The sequence below is a fragment of the Pseudomonas fluorescens genome, assembly GCF_902498195.1.
Classification (GTDB): Bacteria; Pseudomonadota; Gammaproteobacteria; order Pseudomonadales; family Pseudomonadaceae; genus Aquipseudomonas; species Aquipseudomonas fluorescens_BU.
In genome coordinates this window covers 1-24,365 of record NZ_CABVIY010000011.1, presented here as the reverse complement: position 1 = coordinate 24,365, position 24,365 = coordinate 1, and the positions used below count along the sequence as shown (strand labels likewise).

Annotated in this window: 15 protein-coding genes; 7 read left to right on the top strand and 8 right to left on the bottom strand. The window is 58.5% G+C overall.

Features of this window, described 5'->3' with window-relative positions:
* The first annotated feature begins 62 nt into the window (after nucleotides 1-62).
* A complete protein-coding gene (locus tag F8N66_RS31215) occupies nucleotides 63-1,088 on the top strand; it encodes a DNA replication terminus site-binding protein (RefSeq protein ID WP_150773730.1) in 1,026 nt (341 codons plus the stop codon).
* Here F8N66_RS31215 and F8N66_RS31210 read toward each other — a convergent pair.
* A complete protein-coding gene (locus F8N66_RS31210; protein WP_150773729.1) occupies nucleotides 1,063-2,271 on the bottom strand; it encodes a tyrosine-type recombinase/integrase in 1,209 nt (402 codons plus the stop codon). The two genes, F8N66_RS31215 and F8N66_RS31210, sit on opposite strands and share 26 nt — an antisense overlap.
* 515 nt (nucleotides 2,272-2,786) lie before the next feature.
* On the opposite strand from F8N66_RS31210, the gene F8N66_RS31205 reads away from it, so the two are divergent.
* Entirely contained in the window at nucleotides 2,787-8,090 is a 5,304-nt protein-coding gene (locus tag F8N66_RS31205) for an Ig-like domain-containing protein (protein ID WP_150773728.1), read from the top strand.
* 101 nt (nucleotides 8,091-8,191) lie between these two features.
* On the opposite strand, the gene F8N66_RS31200 is transcribed toward F8N66_RS31205, so the two are convergent.
* Nucleotides 8,192-9,610, bottom strand: coding sequence for a mannose-1-phosphate guanylyltransferase/mannose-6-phosphate isomerase (locus F8N66_RS31200; protein WP_150773727.1), 1,419 nt, complete (start codon nucleotides 9,608-9,610; stop codon nucleotides 8,192-8,194).
* 271 nt (nucleotides 9,611-9,881) lie between these two features.
* Here F8N66_RS31200 and F8N66_RS31195 point away from each other — a divergent pair, with 271 nt between their 5' ends.
* Entirely contained in the window at nucleotides 9,882-11,033 is a 1,152-nt protein-coding gene (locus tag F8N66_RS31195) for a glycosyltransferase family 4 protein (protein ID WP_150773726.1), read from the top strand.
* Nucleotides 11,034-11,142: 109 nt separating this feature from the next.
* Here the strand turns inward: F8N66_RS31195 and F8N66_RS31190 are convergent, their stop codons facing one another.
* Nucleotides 11,143-12,213, bottom strand: coding sequence for an acyltransferase family protein (locus tag F8N66_RS31190; RefSeq protein ID WP_150773725.1), 1,071 nt, complete (start codon nucleotides 12,211-12,213; stop codon nucleotides 11,143-11,145).
* A gap of 413 nt (nucleotides 12,214-12,626) precedes the next feature.
* Here F8N66_RS31190 and F8N66_RS31185 point away from each other — a divergent pair, with 413 nt between their 5' ends.
* Genes F8N66_RS31185 through F8N66_RS31170 form a run of 4 tightly spaced genes read left to right on the top strand, consistent with a single transcriptional unit; the run spans nucleotide 12,627 to nucleotide 17,399 of the window.
* Nucleotides 12,627-13,841: an ABC transporter ATP-binding protein gene (locus F8N66_RS31185; RefSeq protein ID WP_150773724.1), complete on the top strand. Its 1,215-nt coding sequence runs from the start codon at nucleotides 12,627-12,629 to the stop codon at nucleotides 13,839-13,841.
* A gap of 3 nt (nucleotides 13,842-13,844) precedes the next feature.
* A complete protein-coding gene (locus F8N66_RS31180; RefSeq protein WP_150773723.1) occupies nucleotides 13,845-15,335 on the top strand; it encodes a class I SAM-dependent methyltransferase in 1,491 nt (496 codons plus the stop codon).
* Nucleotides 15,332-16,471: a glycosyltransferase gene (locus tag F8N66_RS31175; protein ID WP_150773722.1), complete on the top strand. Its 1,140-nt coding sequence runs from the start codon at nucleotides 15,332-15,334 to the stop codon at nucleotides 16,469-16,471. The genes F8N66_RS31180 and F8N66_RS31175 overlap by 4 nt, the downstream gene beginning before the upstream one ends.
* A complete protein-coding gene (locus F8N66_RS31170) occupies nucleotides 16,443-17,399 on the top strand; it encodes a GDP-mannose 4,6-dehydratase (RefSeq protein WP_150773721.1) in 957 nt (318 codons plus the stop codon). Before F8N66_RS31175 ends, F8N66_RS31170 begins: the two co-directional genes overlap by 29 nt.
* 18 nt (nucleotides 17,400-17,417) lie before the next feature.
* Here F8N66_RS31170 and F8N66_RS31165 read toward each other — a convergent pair whose 3' ends face one another.
* From F8N66_RS31165 to F8N66_RS31575, 5 genes are all read right to left on the bottom strand, one after another.
* Nucleotides 17,418-18,407 carry a hypothetical protein gene (locus F8N66_RS31165; protein ID WP_224790536.1) on the bottom strand — a complete coding sequence of 330 codons (990 nt, stop codon included), beginning with the start codon at nucleotides 18,405-18,407 and terminating at the stop codon, nucleotides 17,418-17,420.
* A 7-nt stretch (nucleotides 18,408-18,414) separates the two neighbouring features.
* Entirely contained in the window at nucleotides 18,415-19,818 is a 1,404-nt protein-coding gene (locus F8N66_RS31160) for an MBOAT family O-acyltransferase (protein WP_150773719.1), read from the bottom strand.
* A gap of 72 nt (nucleotides 19,819-19,890) precedes the next feature.
* Complete coding sequence (locus F8N66_RS31155) at nucleotides 19,891-20,667, bottom strand: ABC transporter permease (RefSeq protein ID WP_150773718.1); 777 nt, start codon at nucleotides 20,665-20,667, stop codon at nucleotides 19,891-19,893.
* Between the two features lie 137 nt (nucleotides 20,668-20,804).
* A complete protein-coding gene (locus F8N66_RS31150; protein WP_150773717.1) occupies nucleotides 20,805-22,613 on the bottom strand; it encodes a DUF4214 domain-containing protein in 1,809 nt (602 codons plus the stop codon).
* A 259-nt stretch (nucleotides 22,614-22,872) separates the two neighbouring features.
* Nucleotides 22,873-24,365, bottom strand: a 1,493-nt coding sequence (locus F8N66_RS31575; protein WP_412070764.1) for a glycosyltransferase, incomplete at its 5' end; no start/stop codon positions are given.

The following is a 24,365-nucleotide window of genomic DNA, read 5'->3' as shown; positions in this document are numbered from 1 at the left end:
TTGATTTGCGCAGACGAGAAGGGGGAGCTTAAGAGATTAAGAAATTGCTAAGGGGTGGTATTATGATTTCTGATATTGTGCTTTCACATGCCAGCCTAACTGATGCACTCAAAGAGTTCGGCGGCGTATGGCCAAATTTTGTGGTGCATTCGAAGGTATGGCAGCTGCCATTGTTGGTCGAACAAAAAGCAACCGACCATATCGAGGCTCGAGCTTTAGAAGGCAGCGCGGCAGTTAATGCAGCACTTCATGCCATGTCGATGTTCGAGAGAATGCCTGATCAGGCACCCGGTACTGTCATGCGCTTACCAGGGTACTTCGCCCTCAGCGAGAGCGTTCTGCATTGGGTGAAAGAGATCAATCAGCTCAAAGATCAACTCATGATGGAGCTTGAGAAGACCCGTATTGAGCTGAATTTGGCACCCTCGGCACGTTCGAAGATCTTGCGCCAGGCTTTAGGCGGGCAAATAAGCATGAAGCAATTGCAGCGTCACATTCAGGCGTTTGATATCTGCCCGCGGATGATTGTATTTACCTGGGCTGGCCACACCACAGGAGGCGAGCGGGTAGCGGTTGGCAAGGTCAGGGAGTTACTGGGCAAGACTGCAAAACAACAGGCCATGAAAGAGGGGATTGAGGTTGATCAAACCCTGGCGGGGGCCGAATTGCGGCGTATTGTTAACCTGGCTGACCAAGCAAGTCTGATCAAATATAAAAAAGTTGCTCCGCATCCAAGAGCGATGGTGTATTTCTCGGAAAACTCACGCTACGACGCAATGATTCATAGCAACTTACCCATGTTCGTATTAGCGGGAGACCGTCCCATTGACGTACACGAACTACGGGATTTTGATCGGCATGCGCGTCAAGCCCAGAGGCCTGATATAAAACAGCGCATCGAAGTGATACCCCGTATGAGCCTCTATCTGAATCCGGATGACTTGGTGGGCCAGCGCAAACCAGATGTGCCGGTAACTAACTCGAGTAGCGTTTCCTCAACCTATTCAGCCGGCGGGCAACGAAAAATACTTACAGAAGCGCCTGATGCAACCCAACTAGATCTTAATTTTTTGCAGCCTGATGATTAAAGATAATCATCGCGTCCACACTGATAATGGTTGCCCATTCGTCCATCAATTGCCGACGCTTATCTAAAAGATCGCCGCGGTTATACGCCGCTTCCACTTTGTCTTCCAGGGAGTGAGCAAGCGCCATTTCACAAATCTCTCTCGGGAAATTGGTATGTTCGGCAGACCAGGTGCGGAAAGTTGAGCGAAAGCCATGGGGAACGTATTCTCCGGCCTGAAGCTCATCCATGACGCGGCGAATAGCGTTCCCGGGCAAACTGCCGGAGCGCCTGGCATTGGGGAAGACATAGACGGGATGCTTGCCTTTCTGCTGCTCCAGGGCCTGAATGGCACCTGCTGACAACGGCACTCGGTGGACCTTTCCTGCTTTCATTCGCGCAGCATCAATCGTCCATAGCCCTGCCGCCAAATCGAACTCGGACCAGCGGGCATCGCACACTTCGTTGCTCCGGCAGGCGGTATAGATGAGCAGCTCGCACGCACGCGCCGCCGTACTCTCCAGGCTGTCGAGCTGCCGAATGAACGGACCTAGCCGCTCTGCCGGCATGGTACTGAAAGGTATTTTTACGCGTTTTTGACGCGGCAACAATTTATCAAGATGGCCTCTCCAACGAGCTGGATTTTCTCCTTCGCGCAACATCCTGGCTTTGGCTGCATCCAGCACTAATTCAATGCGATTTCGCAGGCGAAAGGCTGTTTCCGGAATGCTGGTCCAGATCGGCATGAGCACATCGAGCACATGCTCGGTTTTGATACTGCCTACAAGCATCTCGCCCAGCAATGGATACACGTGGTCGCGCAGAGAGTTCGACCATTGCTGTGCGTGCCTGACGTTTTTCCAGCTCTGACGATGGGTACTGATATACCGCTCAGCTTCGAGGCGAAACGTCACTGAAGCACGCGTTATCTGTGCTTGCTCGTACTGCAGCGTTGCCCGTTTACTCAGTGGATCAATACCCTGGGAAAGGTCCAGTCGATGGGTGTCGACCGCCAGCCGCGCAGCCTTTAACGAAACCGTCGGGAAGGCCCCCAACCCTAAGTCATGACGGCGATTATTGAGCTGATAGCGCAAGACCCAATTTTTGGTGCCCTTCGCGTTGACGCGCAGAATGAGCCCCCGTTCATCATGATAGCTGCCCGGGGTTTTAACTGATCGGAGAAAGGATTGCGTCAATTTGGCCATGTTAGATGTTGGCCCCCTATTTGGCCGTGGCAAGACGAAATACGAATTCTAATGTACGCGGAGTATAAATCCTCGTACAGATAAGGTTTTGCCCAATAAAAACTGAGATTTTCACATCAGATGTATTCTCAACCCCACACTTCATCCCACATGAGTTTCCTCAGGCCGTTCAGTGAGCGGATCAACCTCAAGCTCGAGCGTCTACCGCTCATCGTTAAAATTCAGAAATCCAAAACGACAGCCGATAGGGAAGTTAATGCGAAGTCCTCTGGGATTCAGAATTGGCACCCCATCACGCGCCCAGCATAAAACACGCGGATCGAGTAGTTTCGACTGATCCCGGCAAAGCACAGTTCTAGGCGACTACGTAGCCGGAATTTGTAGTCGTTACCTGAAAAAACACAGGTAATTATAGCTAGCTAGATATCTATAAAAACCAATGATTAATAGCTATAAGCCAGTATTTCAGCTAAAAAACCTCTCTTTATAGTCCTACACTCCATCGGAAGGATCACATGAGTAATCAAGCCTCTGTTCTATTCGTAGACAGCCGTGTTCAGGATCGCGCCACTTTGCTTGCCGGCCTGGCGCCAGATGTAGAAGTGTTTGTACTTGATCCTGACGTGGACGGTTTGAGCCAGATGGCCGCGGTGCTGGCCGGGCGTAGCGATATCAGTTCCATTCAAGTGCTGTCCCATGGCACCGAGGGCATGGTGCAGCTGGGCAGCCTGAACCTGACCAGCGCCAATGCCGTTACCCACGCTACGGATCTGGCGACGATAGGCCGTGCGCTGACCGCTGATGGCGATATTCTTCTTTATGGCTGTAACGCCGGAGCCGGTACCGATGGCGAAGCGCTGGTGCAGTCGCTGGCCAAACTGACCGGGGCCGATGTCGCAGCGTCCAGTGACCTCACCGGTGCGGCGAACCAGGGCGGCAACTGGAATCTTGAGGTCAAGGCCGGACCGATCGAGGCGGTGCTGCCGTTCAATGCACAGGTACTGGCGGATTATCAGGGTGTATTAGCGACGGGGACTGCGCTGGAGCCGACGACCAGCGGTAACTACGACTCTGCCCAGGGCATTGCATTGCTGAATAACGGCGGGCATGCCGATGTGTACTTGCACCAAATCAGCGGTGACAACTCGTACAACGGTGCGCCGCCACAATACGCGGCCAAGATCGTAGTTGCTGACGCCTCCAACAACATCATCACTACGCTGACCGTTTCCGGCAGCGACTACGTCTTGAACGCGTCTGTCGCCAAGTTGGCCAACGGTGGTTTCGTGGTCGCCTGGTCAGCCGACACCTCGGTCGCCCACGACTACAGCACTTTCGGCGTGTTTTATCAGGTATACGATAACGCTGGCATTGCCCAAGGCACTACCCAGCCGCTGAGTAGCAAGGCTGGGCAAAATGTGTCGCTGACGTCACTGGCCGATGGCGGATTTGCCGCTGCTTTCTATACAGAAGACCAGACATTGACGCTGGATATCTACGGCGAAAGCAATGGAACCCTGACCCGTACCAATGAAACGACGATGGGTGGCAATACCATTCGGTATTCAAGTGCCGAAGATCACGACGTTTTCTACAAATTCAGTAACGGCGCGGGCCCGTCTATCGTCCAGTTGGCTGACAAGAGCATCGTGGTGACAGACAGTGTCTATGTCTATTACTCGCCCACCAGCACGCCGCTTGGCGATTATGCCTTCAAGTTCGACAGCGCGGGCACGCCTGAGAATTTCGCTTCAGGCTATTCGAGCCAACGCTTGAACTGGTCCGTTACCGCTGGCGCCGGCGGCACTGAAGACGGCGAGCATGCCATCGCACTCAGCGGTGGCGGCTTTGCCGTGGTCAGCCTGAACAACTATGGCAGCACCCAGCAGTACCAACTGATGCTGTTTAACAGCGACGGCACGCCGGTCAACTCAAGCGACACCCTCACTCAGAACGGCTCCTATGACGGCGTAAATGCCCCTAAAACCATCTACGCCAAACAGATCGTCGCCTCCGTCAGTCCTGGAGATAACGCGTGGTCCGTGCCGGGGCCTGCCCGCTTCAGCCTGGCCGAGTCAAGCGACGGGAAAATCCTGGTCGCCTTGCCAAAGAGCGACATGAGCGGCGTCAATATTTACACCTATACCAGTAGCGGTGTTGCCGTTTCCGGACCGGTTGACTCGGGCATCACGGTGGCGGCGGGCCAATGGATTGATCATCCGGTCATCGTGCCCGCCGCCAATGGTGGCTTTGCGATTACCTATGATGCATTGAGCGTTGACAGTGTGAGTGGTGTGATAACTGGCACGGCCTACAGCTATGGCATCCCCTATTCAGCAATTCCGGCTCCAGCCGCTCCGGCCCTGTCCCTGAGCTCAAGCAGCGATACCGGCGTACCGGGCGATGGAATCACCAGCGTAAAAATCCCGGAAATCAAAGGGACCGGCGTCATTGGCGCGGCGGTCTCGCTTTACGATACCGATGGCACCACGGTATTGGGCACTGCCGTGGTCGACAGCGCCGGCAACTGGACCATCACCAGCAGCACGCTGGCTGATGGTACTCATTCCCTGACGGCCAAGCAGACAAGCGGCTCCCAGACATCCGCGGCCAGTACGGTGCTCTCCCTCAAGGTCGATAGCGCTGCACCGGCGAAGCCCTCTGCGCCGACGCTAGACTCGGCCAGCGACAGTGGCACGTCCCCCTCCGATGGCATCACCAAGATCGACACGCCCGTCATCACCGGTACGACCGAAGCCAACAGCACCGTCAAACTCTACGACACTGACGGCACCACGCTACTGGCAACCGGCACGGCCAACGGGAGTGGCATCTACAGCATCGCCACCTCGGCGCTCGCGTCTGGCACGCACTCAATCACCGTCAAGGCCACGGACGCTGCCGGCAACACGTCGTCAGCATCGTCGGGCCTTACGGTGAATATCGACAAAAGTGCCCCGACGGACCTTGCCCTGAGTTCAAGCTCGATCAGTAGCGTGGCGGCGATCAACGGCGCGACATTGGCCACGTTGTCGAGCACCGATGCCCATTCGGTAAGCTACGGTCTGGCCACTGGCGATACCACCAATGATGCTGACAACGCGAAGTTCTCGATCTCCAACGGCAATCTCATTGCTGCGCAGAATCTGGCCATTGGCACTTATCACATCTACCTCAAGGCTAGCGACGCAGCCGGCAACGACGCATTCCAGGCATTGACCATCAGCGTCACCGACAGCCCTGCGGTGAGTTCCATCGTGCGCGAGACCGACGCGGCGGTCGATCATGCCGCCTCGTCCGTGAACTACACCGTGACCTTCAGCCAAGCAGTCACCGGTGTGGATCAGTCTGACTTCACACTGGCCTCCTCCGGAGCCGCCACCGGAACCATTGCCAGCGTCACCACCGCCGACAACATCACCTACACGGTCAACGTCAATGGCCTGGCCGGCGACGGCACGTTGAGACTGGACCTCAAAAGCAGCGGCACCGGCATCCAGAACGGATCCTCGGTGGAAATCGCCGGTGGCTTCACCAGCGGCCAAACCTATGCGCTTGATCGCACTGCACCGTCGGCACCGACGCTTGTCCTGTCGCCAGGCAGTGACAGCGGCGCCTCGAACACCGATGGCATTACCAGCACCACCACGCCGGTATTCACCGGTACGGCTGAAGCCAACAGCACCGTCACGCTGTTCGACACCAACGGCACCACAGTGCTCGGCACGGTGACTGCCGACGGCTTCGGGGCCTGGAGCATTACCAGCTCCGCACTGAGTAGCGGAGCTCATACCATTACGGCCAAGGCGGTTGATGAGGTAGGCAACGTATCGTCAGCCAGCGTCGTAAAAAGCCTAACAATCGATACCGCCGCGCCTGCCGCGCCGACGGGCCTGGCCCTGGCCACGTCCAGCGACACGGGCGTGCCAGGTGACGGCATTACAAATCTCGGCACGCCAATCATCACCGGTACCGCCGAAGCCAACAGCACGGTCACGCTGTTCGACACCGACGGCACCACCATCCTGGGAACCGGCACGGCCAATAACCTGGGTGTGTGGAGCATCACCAGCAGCACCCTGGCCAGCGGCACCCACACACTGACCGCCAAAGCGGTCGATGCGGCAGGTAACGGTTCCGGAGCGAGCACATCACTGTCCGTCAGCATTCAAAACACGGCTCCAGCGGCGCCGGCTGATGTGATCCTCGCACCAGCCAGTGACACGGGCACATTGGGCGATGGCATTACCTACGCCAACCGTCCGATCATCACCGGTACCGCCGAAGCCAACAGCACCGTCAAGCTCTACGACACTGACGGCATCACCCTACTGGGCACTGGCACGGCCAATAATCTGGGTGTGTGGAGCATCACCAGCAATGCCTTGTCATTGGGCAACCACAGCCTGACGGTTAAGCAGGTAGACGTCGCGGGCAATGTCTCCAATGCCAGCAGCGCCCTGGTACTGTCCATCGTCGCGGCGCCGGTGACCCCGACAGAGCCCACAACGCCGACAGTGGTCGACGGCGTGCCGGTCACCTCGACCCCTGTTACGTTGCCAGGTGGCGGTACCGGGACGTCGGTGATTATTCCTGTGGTGTCCGACGGCGAAGGGAGCACCGTGGGTAACCCTAATGTGGCGGATATTCCGCTGGTCACGGCCAACGGCGCTGCCCTGCTGACCATCCAGGTGCCCATTGGCACCGGCCTGACATCGATTGGCGGCGCGAGTCTGCCTGCAGGCAACTCGCTGGAAGCGTTGATTGCTGCGATTAAAGCGCAAACGACCACCCATGATGCCAAGGACCAAAACCATCTGACTGGCGACGGCACTGAATTCCTCACCCTGTTGTCGCCTGACGTGCCGTTACTGGTGAACACCATCATCGTGCAGAACACCTTGGCCACGTCATCGACACCACTGACCCTGACCGGCACTTCCAGCGCCTCGCAACACACAGCGCTGGTGGTCGACACCAGCGCACTGGCGAGCAAGAGCAGCATCGTCCTGGACAAAGTCGACTTCGCCGCCATGGTCGGTGCGGTTTCAGTGACCGGCAGCACAGCCGGCCAGATCCTCACCGGTGATGCCGCCAGCCAGACGTTCATCCTCGCCAACAGCACGCCTAGCCAGGTCTTCGCCGGTGCCGGTGACGATCAACTGCAGTATGGTCTGACCCCCACCGGAACGGCTTCCGGCGCAGGGACGGCGAGCGTCAACAATATCAACATCACCCATGAAAACCCGCTGAGCACCGCCACATCTGTCCATCTCAACGCGGGGGCCGGTAACGATGTGGCCGTGTTCACCAAGGCACAGTCGGCCTACAGCATCGACCAATATGACGGTTATGTACTGGTCACCGACAAAGCCGATCCGACTCAGCAAATCACCGTCACCAACACTGAAAACATCATGTTCAACGACGGTGCGGTTGCCGTGCAGAGCCGTGACGAATTAACCATCCTTGCCGGACTATACAACAACGTTCTTGGGCGCCAGGCCGATATCGGTGGCTTCGACTACTGGGGGGGGCTGCAATCCAACGGCGCGTCCCTTGGGGCCATCACCGTCAACATCCTCGGCAACGCGGAAAGCATCGCCCGCGGTTTCGGCCTCAACGGTGATGCCAGCCACGATGTCGACGTGCTCTATCAGGCTGTCTTTGGCCGTGCCGCAGACGCTGAAGGCAAGGCCTACTGGGTTAATGCGCTCAACAACGGCAGCACCATCGCTGACGTGGCAAATGGCTTTGTAACCTCGGTTGAAATGACCGGGCACAAGCTGGCGACCACAGACTGGGACCTGCACTTCTAAGAAGGAAGTGATACACCTGCCGGGGTAAAACCCGGCTTCACGGCCAACAAAAATGGCAGCCTCGAGGCTGCCCTTTTTCATCATGAACACGGGACCGCTAATTATTTAGCCAGGCGTCCATAACGGTCTTCGAAACGCACGATATCGTCTTCGCCCAGGTAAACCCCGGACTGCACTTCGATCAATTCCAACGGCACCTTGCCCGGGTTCGACAGCGAATGCTTGACCCCCAGCGGGATATAGGTGGACTGGTTCTCGGAAAGAATCAACTCATTGTCACCACAGATCACCCGAGCCGTACCGGACACCACGATCCAGTGCTCGGCGCGATGGTAGTGCATCTGCAACGACAGGCACTCGCCTGGCAACACGCTGATCCGTTTGACCTGATAGCGCTCGCCCTTGTCGACGGTGTCGTAATGGCCCCACGGGCGGTTGACCAGTGGATGCGTGACAAACTCGGCGCGCTCTTCGACCAGCAGGCGCTTGACCACGTCCTTGACCTGTTGGCTGTCGTTTTTGTTGGCGACCAGCACGGCGTCCTTGGTTTCGATGACGATCAAGTCATCAAGGCCGACGGTGGCCACCAGACGGTGGTGCGATTGCACCAGGCAATTGCGGGTATCGATGGCCATCACGTCGCCTTCGAGGCGGTTCTTGTCCGCGTCGTGCGGGCCAACGTCCCAGATCGCCGCCCAGCTGCCCAGGTCGTTCCAGCCGGCATCCAGCGGTACCACCAAACCGGTGTCGGTGTGCTCCATCACGGCATAGTCCACCGACTCATCGGCGCACATCACGAAATGCTCGGATTGCACATGCAGGAAGTGGCTGTCCGCCTGGGCGTGTTCCAGCGCCACGTGGCAGGTAGCCAGAATGTCCGGGCGATGCTTCTTCAGCTCGGCCAGGAACACCGACGCGCGGAACATGAACATGCCGCTGTTCCACAGATAAGCACCCGAAGACAGGTACTCCTCGGCCACTTCCAGCGAAGGCTTTTCCTTGAAGGCGGCGATCGCGAAACCGCCCTGGTCGATAGCGGCCCCGCACTGGATGTAGCCAAAACCGGTTTCGGCGTGGGTTGGCGTGATGCCGAACGTCACCAAATGCCCTTTTTCCGCATAAACCTGAGCCTTGGATACCGCTTCACGGAAGGCTTTTTCGTCATGGATATGGTGGTCGGCAGCCAGCACCAGCAGGATCGGATCGCTGCCATTGGCCGTGGCTTCCAGCGCCGCCAGGGCAATCGCCGGTGCGGTATTGCGCGCCAGCGGCTCGAGGATGATCCGGCGGCTGGTCATCTTCGCCACCCGCAGCTGCTCGGCGACGATGAAACGATGCTGCTCGTTACTCACGATGATCGCGGGTGAATGCTCCAGCCCCTGCAGGCGAGCCAACGTCCGTTGAAACATCGTCCCCTGATCTTGCCCATCCAGGGCGAGAAACTGCTTGGGAAAGCTCTGACGCGACAAAGGCCACAAACGTGAACCATTACCGCCAGCCAGGATTACAGGGGTAAACATAGAAGCTCCAGTCTTGTGCCACGAGGGCGTAGCGAAGGGCAGACATTATCCGGGGGGTGTAATAGGGATGCAATATGGATAGCGACATGAAGACCGGGTATGAACACGGATGACGATGTTGCAGGCTAATGGCGGGTGAATCGCTAAAAATGCCTGAATCTCTCAGTCATGTTAGGCTCCGCGCCCTGATTTCCAATCACCTCTGCACCATGAAATCAGGTCACTGGCCGGCGAGCCATTTCTGCAATTCGTTGATCGAGATCGTTGAAGAATGAAGATTGGCTTGAGCTGTACGGTCTGGGCTGCCGGCGAGCGCGCTGGACACCTGGACGGTATTGGAACTTACTCACGTGCGTTATGGGATGGCCTGGGCCAGACCATCCAGGGCAGCGGTTCCGATATCCAGCTAAAACCCTATGCATTCGGTCGCGACTTGCCATCGATGGCCTGCGGTACGCCCAAGCAGCTGGCCGTGCGTTACCCGGTGCATGCGCTGCTCAGCGGCATTCTCAAGCTGCCATTGCCTAACTCGCGGGCGATTGCCCGGGACATCGATCTGTTCCATGCGACCGATCACCATATCCCGCGCATTGCCGGTGTGCCCACGGTCGCGACCATCATGGACGTGATCCCGATGCTGCACCCCGAGTGGATCAAGAACGACCTGCGCAGCCTCAAGAGTTGGCTGTTCGCCACCGCGATCCGCAAATCCGACCACATCATCACCATTTCCGACTACAGCAAGCAGGACATGGTCGAGCACCTGAAGATCGCCCCCGAGCGCATCAGCGTGACGCCATTGGGCGTGGAGCCGGTCTACTTCGAGCGCATCGAAGCCGAACAACGCCGCGCCGTCCTCGACAAGCATGGCCTGCAGCCCGGGTTCTTCCTGTTCGTGGGCACCCTGCAACCGCGCAAGAATCTGCTGCGGGTGCTGCAAGCCTTCCAGCAACTGCCCGACGCGGTGCGCAAGGCGCATCCGCTGGTCATTGTTGGACGGGATGGCTGGAACAATGAAGAACTGCTGCCGCAGTTGCATGCCCTGGAGCAGAAAGGCGAAGGCCGCTGGCTCAGCTACCTGCCGCAATCGGACGTCCTGGCCTTGCTGCAAAGCGCCAGCGCGCTGGTGTTCGCATCGTTGTATGAGGGCTTCGGCTTGCCGGTGATCGAGGCGTTCGCCGCACAATGCCCGGTGATCGCCTCCAACAGCACCTCGGTTCCCGAGGTCAGCGGCAATGCGGCATGGCCGGTCGACCCTTACAGCGTCGAGAGCATCAGTGCCGCCATGCAAGACGTGCTGAACCAGTCGACGCTGCGCGAAGAGAAAATCCAGCTCGGCCTGGCCCGCGCCCATCACTACAACTGGAATGAATGCGCCAGGCAGACGCTGGATGTGTATCGCAAAGTGCTGAAAAACGGCTAAAGCGTTTTAGTAGGCTGGGTGCAGCGACTAATCGCCTGGAAGTGAACCACTCAGGCATTTGAAAAGGCTCATAGCGAACCTGTAAAAATGCCTGCGCGCTTTGCCACCGTTAAGCGTAGGCCAACTGCCGGGACCGTCTGATTCGCTTGCCAAGCAACATCGTTGGTTTTTCGACCAGGACGTGCAATGCGTAGGCGACAGCAATGATAAGCAAGGCCGTAACGGGGGCTACGACACGAAGCTGATATCCGTTATCGAAGAGAATCCGCATGGCGGAATAACCGATCAGAGAATGAACGATATACAGCGGATAACTAATGTCTGCAAAAAAGTCCAGCACGCGTATGTCACGGAAATGTGAGCGCAACGCATAGGCCATTGAAAAGATCACGTAGCCATACAGGTAGTTTGGCGCAACCTGAAAAAAGGCATCTGGCCAAATCGTCGCATCCCACCCAAGCAGAAAAAACGCAAAGATGATGCCCGTGCTGATGAAGAACTCTAACGTCGTGATCAGTTGCCTGAATAAATAGTTAAATAAGACGCCCAACATCATGAAGCTGACAAACATCAGTTCGGTGCCCAGCGGGGTTTTAATCCATTTATTTACGATAAACACCAAGGCTGAAAACGCCAGCAGTGGCCAGACCCGGCCAGCCACAATGAGGCCGCCCATGAGGCAGGCTACGAGATAAAACTTCAGCTCGATCGCCAACGTCCAGTTAACGAGGTCCACTGAGGGTGCGTTGCTGAGCGTGTGGACCAACAACATGTTGTGCATGACGGTCGGCAGGTCCCACATGAACGGACGCCCCCAATACTGGCATGACAGCCAGACCGCAAATAAGCCGGCGCACAACGCAATAATGTAGGTGGGGTAAATCCTGAGAAAGCGCGAAACGATAAAGTTTAATCGCCCACCTGCGCCAAGTGACATAGGGATCACAAAGCCGCTGATCAAAAAAAAGATAGCGACCCCGAGCGCGCCAAAATTCCAGTGCTGGGTATTAATGAAGTTGGAAATAAACGGCTGCGAGCCCTCGGCGGGCGGTGCACCGGTGTAGAACGAGACCGTTTCCTTGGCGGCCCAAAAAACGCAACCAAGATGCGATAGCACCACCATGATTGCGGCGATGCCTCGAAGCTGGTTAGCAAATATTATTTTCGGACTACCACTCAAAGCGGCCTCCTTCTAAAAATTGAATTAATCGCCGCACAGGCAATAACGGCTCCTATCGCGTGCAGTTTTCAGTTGCACACGCGTGGAGTCGGTATTTCTGGCAAGACGGGTCGAATTTTCCGATTGTTAAACTCGAATCACACGCCACCAAAGGCTGGCGTATTTCAGCACGGTTGAGGACTTGTTCGCAGCTTTCTTCTCGGTGCGCGCTCGATAACCATCGATAAACAGAGGATTTTGTTGTCTTTACCGGGGGGGCGTTCAGGTCCTCAATCCGGCAACCAATCGCCCGCCTTTTCACGCATTAAATGCTCGAAATGGCTGCGCATGCTAGTCTCCGCCCCCTGATTCCCATGACATACCGCCCATTGGGCCATTTTTCGAAATGTCATACCTATTGAAGAGTTACATGCATGCTTGAAGTGGAAAACGTCTGCAAAGAGTTCAAGCTCTACAACAGACCCTGGCACCGACTCAAAGAAGTCGTCATGCGCCGCAGCTTCCACCGCACACACAAGGCGTTAGACAACATCTCGTTTCGTGTTGCCGGCGGCGAAACGCTGGGCATTCTGGGCCGCAACGGCGCCGGCAAGTCCACGCTCCTGAAGATGCTCAACGGCGTCCTGCTGCCCGACGCGGGCCAGATCAAAATCACGGGGCGGGTGACCGGTCTGCTGGAACTGGGCACGGGTTTCGACCCCAACCTGAGCGGCCTGCAGAACATCACCGGCAACGGCCTGCTGCTGGGCATGACGCGCCAGCAGATCGAGGAGCGTCGCCAGGCGATCGTCGAGTTCTCGGAACTGGGTGAGTTCATCCATGAGCCGATCCGCACGTATTCCTCGGGCATGAACATGCGCCTGGCGTTCTCCATTGCCATCCATGCCAACCCGGACACCTTCCTGATCGACGAAGCCCTGTCGGTCGGTGACGGCCACTTCCAGCAGAAGTGCATGCGCCGCATCAAGGAATTCCGTGCCAACGGCGGCTCGATCATCTTCGTTTCCCACGACCTGAATGCGGTCAAGATGATTTGCGATCGCGCCATCGTCCTGAGCGAAGGCAAGATCGTGGCCGACGGCGACCCTGAAGACGCCGTCAACATCTATAACCAGTTGCTGGGTGCCGACGAAGAGGACTACAGCGAACGTGAGTTGCTGGAAGCCGGCTACGGCTCGCGCCAGGCGATTCTCGAAGACGTCACCTTTTGCGGGCAGAACTCGCAAACCTCGATCCTGGCCAGTGGCGACACCGGCACCCTGGACGTGACGATCGCCGCGCAGTCCGACCTGCCGGATGTTTCGCTGGGCCTGATGATCCGCGACCGCTTCGGCCAGGACATCTTCGGTACCAACAGCCACTACCTGAGCTTCCCGATCGCCCTGGTCAACGGTGAGCGCAAGCACCTGCGCTACAGCTTCCCGATGCGACTGGCGCCGGGCAAATATACAATCACCCTTGCCCTGCATGACGGCGCCGATCACACCATTAACTGTTACCACTGGCGGGACAACGCCATTGGCTTCGAGGTGGCCGGTATTACCGGGACATTCTTCGCCGGCGTCTGCGACCTGGCACCGACGCTCCAGGAAATCCCCTGCCCTCCGAGACTTTCAACGGAACTGTAAGCAATGCTGATACCCAATAACCCGGACCTCGACTTCCAGGAACTCAACCGTCGCATCGAGGCCGAGGTCGAGCGTTATCGGCTGGGCAACAGCGAGCGCGCGCTTCCGGTCTTCAACCCTTCGCCGGCCGAGCGCTACGACCGCCCGTATGGCTGGATGCAGCTGATCCAGCTGGAAGACGAGGCCCTGGCCCGCGCCGCTTACCCGACCCTGATCGGTCGCAAGGCCGAGAACGCTGAGCTGCAGGGCACCCTGAACAAATTGCGTTCCGGTTGGGACAAGTTCGAGGTCCTGGCCGAGATGCGTTACTCGCCCGAAGGCATCGCACACAACGCGGATGTACAAGGCCTGCGCCGAGCACGCCTGAAGAACACCATTCGCCGCATCCCGGTGGTGGGCAAGCTGATGCTCAGCGCCTACGGCATGATGCTGAACGAGGCGCGCAACCGCCATTACATCGCCCGCATGGACCTGCTGACCCGCCAGATCAAGCAACACAACGGCGAACTGCTGGGCCACAAGGATCTAGTGCAGAACCAGCATGATGCCCAGCAGAAATACCTGCAGGAGCTCAACACCTATCTGCTCGACCACCAAAAGGTCCTGCAGGAGCACCACGAAGCGCAAAAGCGCCAGGCAGAGCAGTTCGAGCAGTTCAAAGCGCAGGAAATCGCCCGCCTGGAAGCCGAGCTGAAACAGTCCCGGACCGTCCAGCAGGAACTGCGCGCCCGCCTGCAACAGCTGGAACGCCAGCCGCGCCAGGTGGCCGTCGCCACGCCGCACGACACGGCCGCCGCGGTACCGGCTGTCCTGCAACACCAGAGCAGCATCCCGGACAGCTTTTACCTGGCCTTCGAAAACCGTTTCCGTGGCGACGCCGAAACCATCCGTGGCCGCCAGTCCTATTACCTGCCGATCCTCGACGCGATCATGCCGCTCAGCCGCGGTTTGCCGCTGGTGGACATCGGCTGCGGCCGTGGTGAATGGCTGCAAATGTTGCCCGAACATTACTCGCGCATCGGCGTCGATCTGAACTCGATGAATGTCGAGGCCTGTCACGAGCAGGGTTTGAGCGCCGTGCAGCAGGACGCCCTGGTGTGGTTGGCCCAGCAGCCGGAAAACAGCCTGGCGGCGGTCACCGCGTTCCATGTGATCGAGCACCTGACGTTCGAGCAATTCAACACCCTGCTCGACGAATGCCAGCGCGTACTGGCTCCCGGCGGCGTGATCATCTTCGAGACACCGAACCCGGAAAACCTGGTCAGTGCCGCCACGCACTTCTACACCGACCCGACGCACCTGCACCCGCTGCCGCCGGCCTTCACCGAGTTCCTGGTGGAGTTCAAGGGCTTCGAGCAGGTACAGATCCATCGCCTCAACCCGATCCCGCGCGAATACGCACTCAATGAAGATTCTGAAGTCGCTCGCCGTTGCGATGCATTGTTCTACGGTCCTCAGGACTACGCCGTAGTGGCCAGCAAGAGCCTGACATGACACCAGTTCGCATCGATCAATTCGCCCCCAGCGTTGCCGCCGGGGACGGCGTTACCAACGGCCTGCTGTTCACTCGAAGCCTGCTGCGCGACCTGGGTTACGAGTCGCACATCTACAGCTTCAACATCCCCGAGCAGATGGCCGGCGAAGTGCTGCCGGCACGCACCTTTCATCCGTCCAAGTGCTCGCTGCTGCTGTATCACCATTCCATGGGCCACGATCACGGCCCATGGCTGCTGGACCAGCGCTGCCCCAAGGCACTGGTCTATCACAACATCACGCCGCCAGAGTTCTTCCCCGCCGGAGGCGGCCTGCGTCGCTACGCAGAGCTGGGCCTGGAGCAGCTTGAGCTATGGCGTGACGAATTCGTCCATGCCCTGGCCGACTCGCCGCTGAACCAGAGCGAGCTGATTGCCGCCGGCTACCCGCGCAGCAAGACCTTGCCGCTGCTGGTCGATACCCGCCGCCTGGAAGGCTCGACCGCCGAACCCGGGTTCATTGCCCGGCAAGCGAGCGGTACGCGGTATTACCTGGCGGTCGGTCGCCTGGCGGAGAACAAGCGCCAGTACCTGCTGATCGAGGCGTTTTACCATCTGCTGCAGTTGCAAAAGCAGGCTGAATCCAGCGAACCGCCGCAACGCCTGATCCTGGTCGGCGGCACCACCAGCGAAGCCTATGCCCGGGGCCTGGAGCAGTACATCTTTGATCTGGGCCTGCAGGACCAGGTCCTGCTGGTCGGCAAATGCTCCGAACCGGAGTTGCGCTGGCTGTACCGCAATGCCCATCAATACTGGTGTGCCAGCGCCCACGAAGGCTTTTGCATGCCGCTGCTGGAGGCGAACTATGCCTCGCTTCCGGTGGTCACACAGGCACGTTCCAACATCCCCGATACCCTGGGCGAAGGTGGACTGCTGCTGGACAGCGACGACCCGATCGTCTTCGCGTTGACCTGCCACTTGCTCAATACCGAGCCAGGCCTGCGGGAAACGACGATCGCGGCCGGCCTGCGCAACTTGCAGCGCTACGAGCGCGACAACCTGCGCGCGGCGCTGGTGCAGTGGCTGGGTCAGCTTGAATTTTTACCGCCTTGCGATGGAGCAAAACCGGATGCCACGTCTACTACTCACCGGCGCTAACGGCTTCGTTGGCAAGATACTGACGCGCCGCCTGCAGGACGCGGGCTATCAGGTGATCGCGCTGAGCAGCAGCGAACCCCGGGCCGACCACGGCGCCGATGAACACCTGGTGTGCGACATCCGCGACGCGAACGCATTGGAGCAGGCCGTGGCCCGGGCCAAGCCCACTCACGTGGTGCACCTCGCGGCCGTCTCCCATGTGCCCACCAGTTTCAAGGAACCGCTGCGCACCTGGCAGACCAACGTCATGGGCAGCATGAACCTGCTTGAAGCGATCCGCTTGCAAGCGCCGGAGGCCTTCGTGCTGTTCCCCAGCTCGTCGGAAGTCTACGGCGCCGCGTTCAAATCCGGCCTGGCGCTGGATGAGCTGACGCCGTGCGAGCCACTCAACCCTTATGCGGCCAGCAAGGTAGCGGCCGAAAGCGCGTTCCGCGAATACTTCCGCCAGGGCATCAAGGGCGTGATCGCCCGCCCGTTCAACCACATCGGCGCCCAGCAGAGCCCTGACTTCGTCAGCGCTTCGTTCGCCCGGCAGATCGCCCTGATCGAAGCCGGCCAGCAGGCACCGGTGCTAAAAGTCGGCAACCTGGAAGCCACCCGGGATTTCCTCGACGTCCAGGACGTTTGCAGCGCCTACATCGAGCTGCTGAAACTGGCCGACAAGCCGGGTCACCCGAGCTGCGTGAACATCGCCAGCGGCCGCTCGCTGCAGATCCTGCAGGTGCTGGACCTGATGCTGTCGTTGAGCAGCGCCACCATCACCGTGGAACTGGACCCTGAACGCCTGCGCCCTTCCGACATTCCGGTCGCCCTCGGCAACAGCACCCGCCTCATGCAATGCACCGGCTGGACACCGAGCATCCCGCTGGAGCAGACCCTGCAGCAATTGCTGGACTACTGGCGCGAACAGGTCAAACACACCGATTGAGCCCTTGCTTGCCCTGCCCTAATGCGCCTTGCACCGATCGAATTCTGGCTTGACCAGTTCGATCAGGTGACGGGTGTACAGGGTTCGGGCGGCGGCGTTGAGGTGGTAGTTGGTGTCAAAGAAGCGGTCCATCGGATACAGCGTATCCAGCGGCGAGCCGACATAGTTCAGCCCGTGTGAACGCGCCTGCTCCGCCAGGGCGGCGTAGTAACGGTGCTCTTTGCCCTGGTGATATTCCGCTCGATCGAGCATCGGCGGCGGCACGAACACGGCACAGCCACCGGCCGCCGTCACCTCATCGGCCAAGGCCTTCCAACTGGCCCAGTTGGCGTTCCAGCCATGGGCTTGCGCGCCATAGCGTTCAACCCCGGAACGCTCAACCAACTCACGCATCCACACTTCCTGCTGGCTGGATTGGGTGTTGACCTGATCGCCGTGCAGGTCGAGGTTCTGTGGGCCGTACAAACCACTGACCTTGAAGCCCGGCGGCAAGCCCCGGTAGCCATCGACGGCCCTTAGCACCGGGGTCAGCCAGAACACCTGGGCCAGCTGCACCAGGTTCACGTCCAGGTGCCGAAAACCCGGGTGCCCCCACCAGTAATCGATAAAGGACATGTTGATCGAATAGCGACCATGGAACATCGGGTATTCCACTGGCAGCACAACCCAGTCGCCGGGCTTGATCGCCTGGCGGGCGTAACTCTGGATGTAGGGCGGCAGGATCCCGGCATTGACGCCCAGGTTGACCACCGGACGGCCCAGAGCCTCGGCCACGGCGGTGGAATCCACGCCGAACATGGCCGCGGAGCCCGCCACCACCAGCACCTTGGGTTGTTCGATGGCGTTCGCCTGGGTCAGTTTGTGCTCATAGGCCTTTTCGACCCAATGCGTACTGGGCACAGGGCGCCCGAGCTGCCCGGCCAGCATCAACAGCCACAGCCCGCCAATCAACGCCAGGCCAAGCAAGGCGCCCCGTAGAAAACCACGAGATGACATCTCAGTTTTCATGGCCACCTCAGAAGTTGAAATACAGGAAGGCGCGATCCGGTGCCCCGGCCAGCGCCTTGAGCACCATGAACAAACCGACGGTCACCAGCAGGCCTCGGCCCAAGGCGCCCAGCATCAGGCACAGGCGGCGGCTGCCCGGCAGGGTCAGCACCACCGCCAGCAGCGCCACACAGACCCAGGGCAAGCTCTTGTCGATGTGCATGCTGGCCACTTCCCGCAGCAGCACCAAAGGCTCGAAATCCCAGGTCCAGCGCCAGTCGGCCAGCCCTTTGAACAGGTGCAGGCTGGTGGTGAGTGAGTCGGCCCGGAACGGAATCCAGGCCAGCATCACCACCAACAGGGTCAACGGCACGGCGGCAACGCGCGGCAGCCGCCAGCCGCTCAGGTGCCGCCAATAATGGTTGATGACCAACAACAGGCCATGCAGGCCGCCCCACAAAATAAACTGCCACCCCGCGCCATGCCAAAGGCCGCCCAACAGCATGGTGATCATCAAGTTGCTGTTGGCCATCAGGCGCCCACGCCGATTGCCGCCCAGCGTGATGTACAGGTAGTCACGCAGGAAATGCGACAACGTGATGTGCCAGCGCCGCCAGAATTCGATGATCGAGGCGCTCTTATAGGGAGAGCGGAAGTTCGCCGGCAGCTTGATGCCGAACATCAGGCCCAAGCCAATGGCCATGTCCGCATAGCCGGAGAAATCGAAATACAGTTGCAGGCCGTAACTCAACCCGGCCAGCAGCACACTCGGCGCCGGCAACGCGGCCCCTGCCTGGGCTTGATCGAACAGCGCGGCGACGCCGGGGGCCAGCGGATCCGCCAGCAGCACCTTCTTCATCAGGCCCACGGTGAGCAGCGAAATACCCAGCTGCCAGGTCAGCGGCCGATTGAACCAGCCCGCGGCTATCTGCGGAAAAAGCGTCCGGGCGTGGACAATCGGGCCGGCGATCAGCTGCGGGAAAAAGCACACGAAGAAGCTGTACTCGAGCACCGTGCCCGTGTCCGGCAGGCGGCGGCGGTACAGGTCCATGTGCCAGGCGATTTTCTGGAAGGTAAAAAAGGAAATGCCGAGCGGCAAAATGATGTGCCAACTGGCGGAAGACGGCAGAAAAGAGAAGAAAAACCCCGCGTACTTGAAGTACGCCAGCACCGCCAGGTTGAACACCACCGCCACCACCAGCCAGAACTTGCGCCGGGTTCTCACCTGCTGCAGGCCCAACAGGTAGTTGATGACAATCAACCCCAGCAGCAGCCCCAGGTAACGCCAGCTCCACATGCCATAAAACACCAGCGAGGAAATGACCAGCATTGCCAATGCCGGCTGCTCGAGCCGCAAATGCCGCAACAGCAGAAACAGACCGTAAACCGCCGGAAAAAACAGCAGCAGGAATTCATACGAACTGAAGATCATTAGGGCTACTTGGTGAAGTGCTGGCACGCACAGCGGGCCAGGCGCCCGCTGCAGTTTTCGACGGCGTTGCGGTTACAGGAAGTCGCGTATATCGCGCTCGAGGCGGCGGCCGACCCAGATCGAAACGGCCAGCAAGCCCAGCGAGAACAGCGTCAGCATGCCGATCGCAAACAGGTTGGGCATTTGCCCGGTAATCAGCGCGGCGCGGTACGCGAGCACCAGGTGGTAGAACGGGTTAAGTGCCACCAGGTGCTGGATGAAGCCGGGCAGGATGTTGGCGACATACACAATCGGCGTCAGCCAGAACCAGAACTGGACAACCACGCCGACCACTTCCTTGATGTCACGCATGAACACCGAGAGGATCGCGCAGGTGATGCCCAGCGCATAGGCCAGCAATTGCTGGCACAGGAAAATCGGGATCCACCACAGCAAACTCCAGGTGAAGTTAAAGCCGATGGCGACCAGGAAAATCATGAAGAAGCCGGTGGCGATCAGGTAGTGCACCGTTTCGCTCAGCACGACATATAAAGGCAGCGTCCACAACGACATCCGGACTTTGCCGATCAGGTGGGCTTTTTCGTGGAAAACCTGGGTAATACGCGTCAGCGTGGCGGCAAAACAGTTCCAGGCCAGCAAGCCGCTGACCAGGTAGACGCTATAGCCCCAAGGCCCCAGGTCCTGGCCCAACCCGCCCAGGCGCATGCCCATGATGCTGGAGAACACCAGGGTGAAAATAAGGATGTTGATCAGCGGCAGGATAAAGGTCCAGGCCGCGCCGAGCATGGAAGCAGAATGCCTGTCGATCAGATCCTGGCGAGTGAAGTTGAGAATCAGGTTCCAGTTCATCAGGCAGTCCGGTACAGAAGAAAGGGCCAGAGGATACGCACTCTCCGGTCATAAAAAAACCCGCCTTTTAAGGGGCGGGTTTTTTCAAACAACCAACAACGGGCCGAAGCCCGTTGGGCAATCAATCACAGTGCTTATTAAGCAACGTGGCTGATGATGCCGTTAGCGAAGGTAACTTGGTTAACATCGGTAACGCCAGCCAAAGTGATGACAGCAACTTTGTCAGTAGCGTTTGCTACCAGAGTGTTGTCTACAACAGTGGTGTTGCCTTCAGCAGCAGTTTCGACAACAGCTTTGATCGAACCATCAGCAGCTTTGAAGAAGAACACTTCCAGAGCGCTGTTGTTGGCACCGTGGATGCCAGTAGCGTCGATGGTAGCGGACTTGTTCAGAGTGTAGCCGTTGCCCAGGTACAGGGAGTCTTTGGCTTCAAAGTTGATCGAGATATCGTCGCCAGTAGCGATTTTATGATCGAAGTAGAACACGTCAGCTTTGTCGGTAACACCGGCTGCAGCTACAGCTTTAACCAGAGTAGTGTTGCCAGCTACTGCGGTATCAGCATCAGTTTTGCTGGTTTCCAGAGCGGTGTGCGCTGTGTCGATAGCTTTGTAGGAGTTATCCAGAGCGTCCAGGGCTTTGGAAGCTTCCAGCTGAGCTTTGGTAGTTGCATCAGTGTTGTATGCAGTTTTCCAAGCCAGGCCAGTGCCAGCAGCCAGAGCAGTATCAGCCTTGGTGAAGTCAGCGGCAGCTTTAGCAGCGGCAGCATCTTTAGTAGCCAAAGTTTTTACTGCGGTGTAGGCAGTGATGCTACCGAAAGCAGCGTTGATTTTGGCTGCAGTAGTGGCATCAGCACCTTTCAGCGCGTCGTAGACTTGCTGGCCAGTCAGAGCGGCAGCAGCGGTGTCGTCAACGGCCAGGCCGGAGTCGATGGCAGCTTTGTTCCAAACAGCGGCGTTGTTAGTGTTGGCTGCGAAAGCAGTCAGGGTGTCAGCTGCTTGTTTAGCGTCAGCTGGGTTGGCAGCAGTGTTGGCAGCAACGGCAGCTTTAGCAGCAGTGTAAGCATTGATTTTGTCGAGAGCAGTGGTTTTCTCGGCAGGATCAGTTACGAATGCAGTGCGAGCGTCGGTCAGTGCTTTGGCATCAACAACAGCCTTGGCAGTCAGGGTGTCGGTCTTCAGAGCGCCACGAGCAGCAGTCAGAGCAGCAGTCAGATCACCTTCAACAGTGGTGAAAGTCTTGTTGGTCGAAGCAGCAACGTCAGCGATCTCAGCGTTTGCTTTGGACAGATCAGCCAGTTGCTTGCTCAGAGCCAGCAGGTCAGTCACTTTGCTGTCGGTGAATGCTTTTTCAGCAGCGGTAGCTACTTCTTGAGCTTTCAGTTGAGCAACGCCAGCAGGAACGGCGATACCGCTCAGGGAACCGTCAGTCAGTTTGTCCAGAGCTGCGCCAACAGAAGTACCGGTATCATCTACACCAGCGATGATGGCTTTAGCATCGGCTGCCAGGAACTTGTCGCCAGCAGTGGCGGTGTAAACTTCGGAAACCAGAACTTTGTTCGCCAGTACGGCCGAGTCTTTAGTGCCAGCGCCGTTTACGAAAGCAGTCAGCAGCAGGTCAGCGTTGACGGAAGCGCCGCCACCGGTAGTCCAGTAGGCCAGACCTTCTGCATCAGGAGCACGACCGAACAAGTTGTTGTAGATCTTAACAACGGTATCTTGACGGTTCAGGCCGCCGTAGATAGCTGCGTATTCTGGTTGCTCGTTAACGAAGTTAGCGCGCAGGTTTTCCAGAGTCAGAACAGCCTTGTCTGCGTTCAGTTCCTTGGACCAGTAGTCCAGGCCAGCTTTGTCAGCGGCACGGCCAAGGTAAGCAACATACAACTGTTGAATCTGTGCAGAAGTAATAGCCATTACGTTTTCATCTCCAATATGAGTCGATATCGACATCCAGGCTTCCGTTCGGATGAGAGCCCGTCGGCCCCAGCCTGTTGCCACGTCCCGGTAGGCCGTGGCCCCCTTTATGGGAAATCAGCTTTCACTGACCCTTTACCAGTTATTTTTCCGGGACTTTTTTTAAGTCCTTCAGAGTGATAACTGGCAATTGCCGGGCGATCATACATGCCAAATTAGCGGCGGAACAATAGCCGATCTCCTTCTTTTTCATCTTGTCTGTAGGAACTTTCTGAAAAAAAAATAAAATATTTGGTTACTTTCTGACCACTAAAGTTTTAATACTTTCGGCAGAGAGGGCGATTAAAAGGTTACGCAGTCGGGCCGAAACCGCGGACCATCCGTGGTTGCGGATCCAATCGCCCTGCCGCGCCTGCGGGCCGGCGTCAAGATTTTTGCGCAGGCCATCTGCCATGGATTGGCTATCAGTGCCGGGGAGGAAGGTCACGGCCTCCGCGACGTCTTCGAAGATGGCCAAGGGGGTGCAAAAAATCGGACGACCGGTACTCAGGCCCCAACGAACGGCAGCGCTCGAAGATTCCTGCGTGTGCTGATACGGGAACACGATGGCATCGGCCATTCCCAGCCAGGCCAGCGACTCCTCGTCCGGCAGGTAATCAGTGATCAAGGTGACGCGCCCCGCCAGATCCGGCGCCTGAATCCGCTGACGGCAGGTTTCGGCCAGCGCAGCCGAAGCGGGCACCGGGTATTCGGCATTGACCAGCAGTAGGTGCAGGGAAGCATCGTTCTTGGCCAACAGCGCGAAGGCCTCGATCAGTTCCGGCATGCCTTTGTGGGGCAGGAGAAAGCCGTAGCTGGCAATGATGGTTTTGCCTTTCAGGTTGGCGGCGTTCTGCCGCGGGCCTGGCGCCGGCGCCGGGGTATCAATCACCCCGTGAGGGAACAGCAGCAGGTTCTTGCTCAGGCCAAAGCCTTTGAGGCGATTCAGGTCACCCACACTGTGCACCAGCAGGCGCTCTGAACCGGCCAGCGATTCGCGCATGTCGGACAACGACTTGAGCTTGTCGCCATGCTGGACATCGGCCGTGGAGTGGAACACCACCAGCGTACGGATACCGCGGCCATGCGCCCAGTCCAGCAACGAGGCGAACGGCTGCAGCCCGAAGAAGGAGAAGTTGAACTGCAGCAGCAGCGTGTCCACGCCGGAGCGCTCGATGGCGGCTTTCAGGCGATCCAGCGGATCGAAGTCGCCCGCGCTCCAGCAGCGCTCGATTTTGCCCTGGTCGGCGCTGGTCAGCACCGCGTCATCGTTGGCAAAAACGTGGCACTCCAGGCCAAAGGCCGGCTCGAGCAGTTTGGCGCTGTAGGTGGCAATGCCGCAGGCGCTGTTCCAGGTGGTGACGCTGCCCAGCCGCGGTGCTTTCTTGAGTAATGGCTGACGCTTGGCCTCGGCAATGGCCTCGATGCTGGCCTGGGCCACGTGTGCCCAGGTGAAGCGGCTGCGGATCAACGCATCGGCCGCCTCGACACGCTCGGCGGTCAGCTTGTCCAGCTCGCCTTTATGCCAGGCCTGGTAGAACTCGCCCAGGAGCTCGGTCAGGTGTTCGGCGCTCGGCTCGAACCACACCGACGCGCTGGCTTGCAGGTGCGTGCGCGCCCGCTCGTAACGGTAGTCGATCAGCCAGGCGGTCTGCTCGGTGCAGAAATCCGTCTGCCCGCCCTGCCCCGTCACGATCACCGGCAAGCGATGCAGCATCGCTTCTGCCAGCGGCAGGCCAAAGCCCTCCC

What these genes read in the sequence shown, in the direction of transcription:
- F8N66_RS31185 (WP_150773724.1), top strand. Translation starts at nt 12,627, where the DNA reads ATGCTTGAAGTGGAAAACGTCTGCAAAGAGTTCAAGCTCTACAACAGA.
- F8N66_RS31200 (WP_150773727.1), bottom strand. Translation starts at nt 9,610, where the DNA reads ATGTTTACCCCTGTAATCCTGGCTGGCGGTAATGGTTCACGTTTGTGG.
- F8N66_RS31210 (WP_150773729.1), bottom strand. Translation starts at nt 2,271, where the DNA reads ATGGCCAAATTGACGCAATCCTTTCTCCGATCAGTTAAAACCCCGGGC.
- F8N66_RS31150 (WP_150773717.1), bottom strand. Translation starts at nt 22,613, where the DNA reads ATGTCGATATCGACTCATATTGGAGATGAAAACGTAATGGCTATTACT.
- F8N66_RS31160 (WP_150773719.1), bottom strand. Translation starts at nt 19,818, where the DNA reads ATGATCTTCAGTTCGTATGAATTCCTGCTGCTGTTTTTTCCGGCGGTT.
- F8N66_RS31165 (WP_224790536.1), bottom strand. Translation starts at nt 18,407, where the DNA reads ATGAAAACTGAGATGTCATCTCGTGGTTTTCTACGGGGCGCCTTGCTT.
- F8N66_RS31170 (WP_150773721.1), top strand. Translation starts at nt 16,443, where the DNA reads ATGCCACGTCTACTACTCACCGGCGCTAACGGCTTCGTTGGCAAGATA.
- F8N66_RS31180 (WP_150773723.1), top strand. Translation starts at nt 13,845, where the DNA reads ATGCTGATACCCAATAACCCGGACCTCGACTTCCAGGAACTCAACCGT.
- F8N66_RS31215 (WP_150773730.1), top strand. Translation starts at nt 63, where the DNA reads ATGATTTCTGATATTGTGCTTTCACATGCCAGCCTAACTGATGCACTC.
- F8N66_RS31195 (WP_150773726.1), top strand. Translation starts at nt 9,882, where the DNA reads ATGAAGATTGGCTTGAGCTGTACGGTCTGGGCTGCCGGCGAGCGCGCT.
- F8N66_RS31175 (WP_150773722.1), top strand. Translation starts at nt 15,332, where the DNA reads ATGACACCAGTTCGCATCGATCAATTCGCCCCCAGCGTTGCCGCCGGG.
- F8N66_RS31205 (WP_150773728.1), top strand. Translation starts at nt 2,787, where the DNA reads ATGAGTAATCAAGCCTCTGTTCTATTCGTAGACAGCCGTGTTCAGGAT.
- F8N66_RS31155 (WP_150773718.1), bottom strand. Translation starts at nt 20,667, where the DNA reads ATGAACTGGAACCTGATTCTCAACTTCACTCGCCAGGATCTGATCGAC.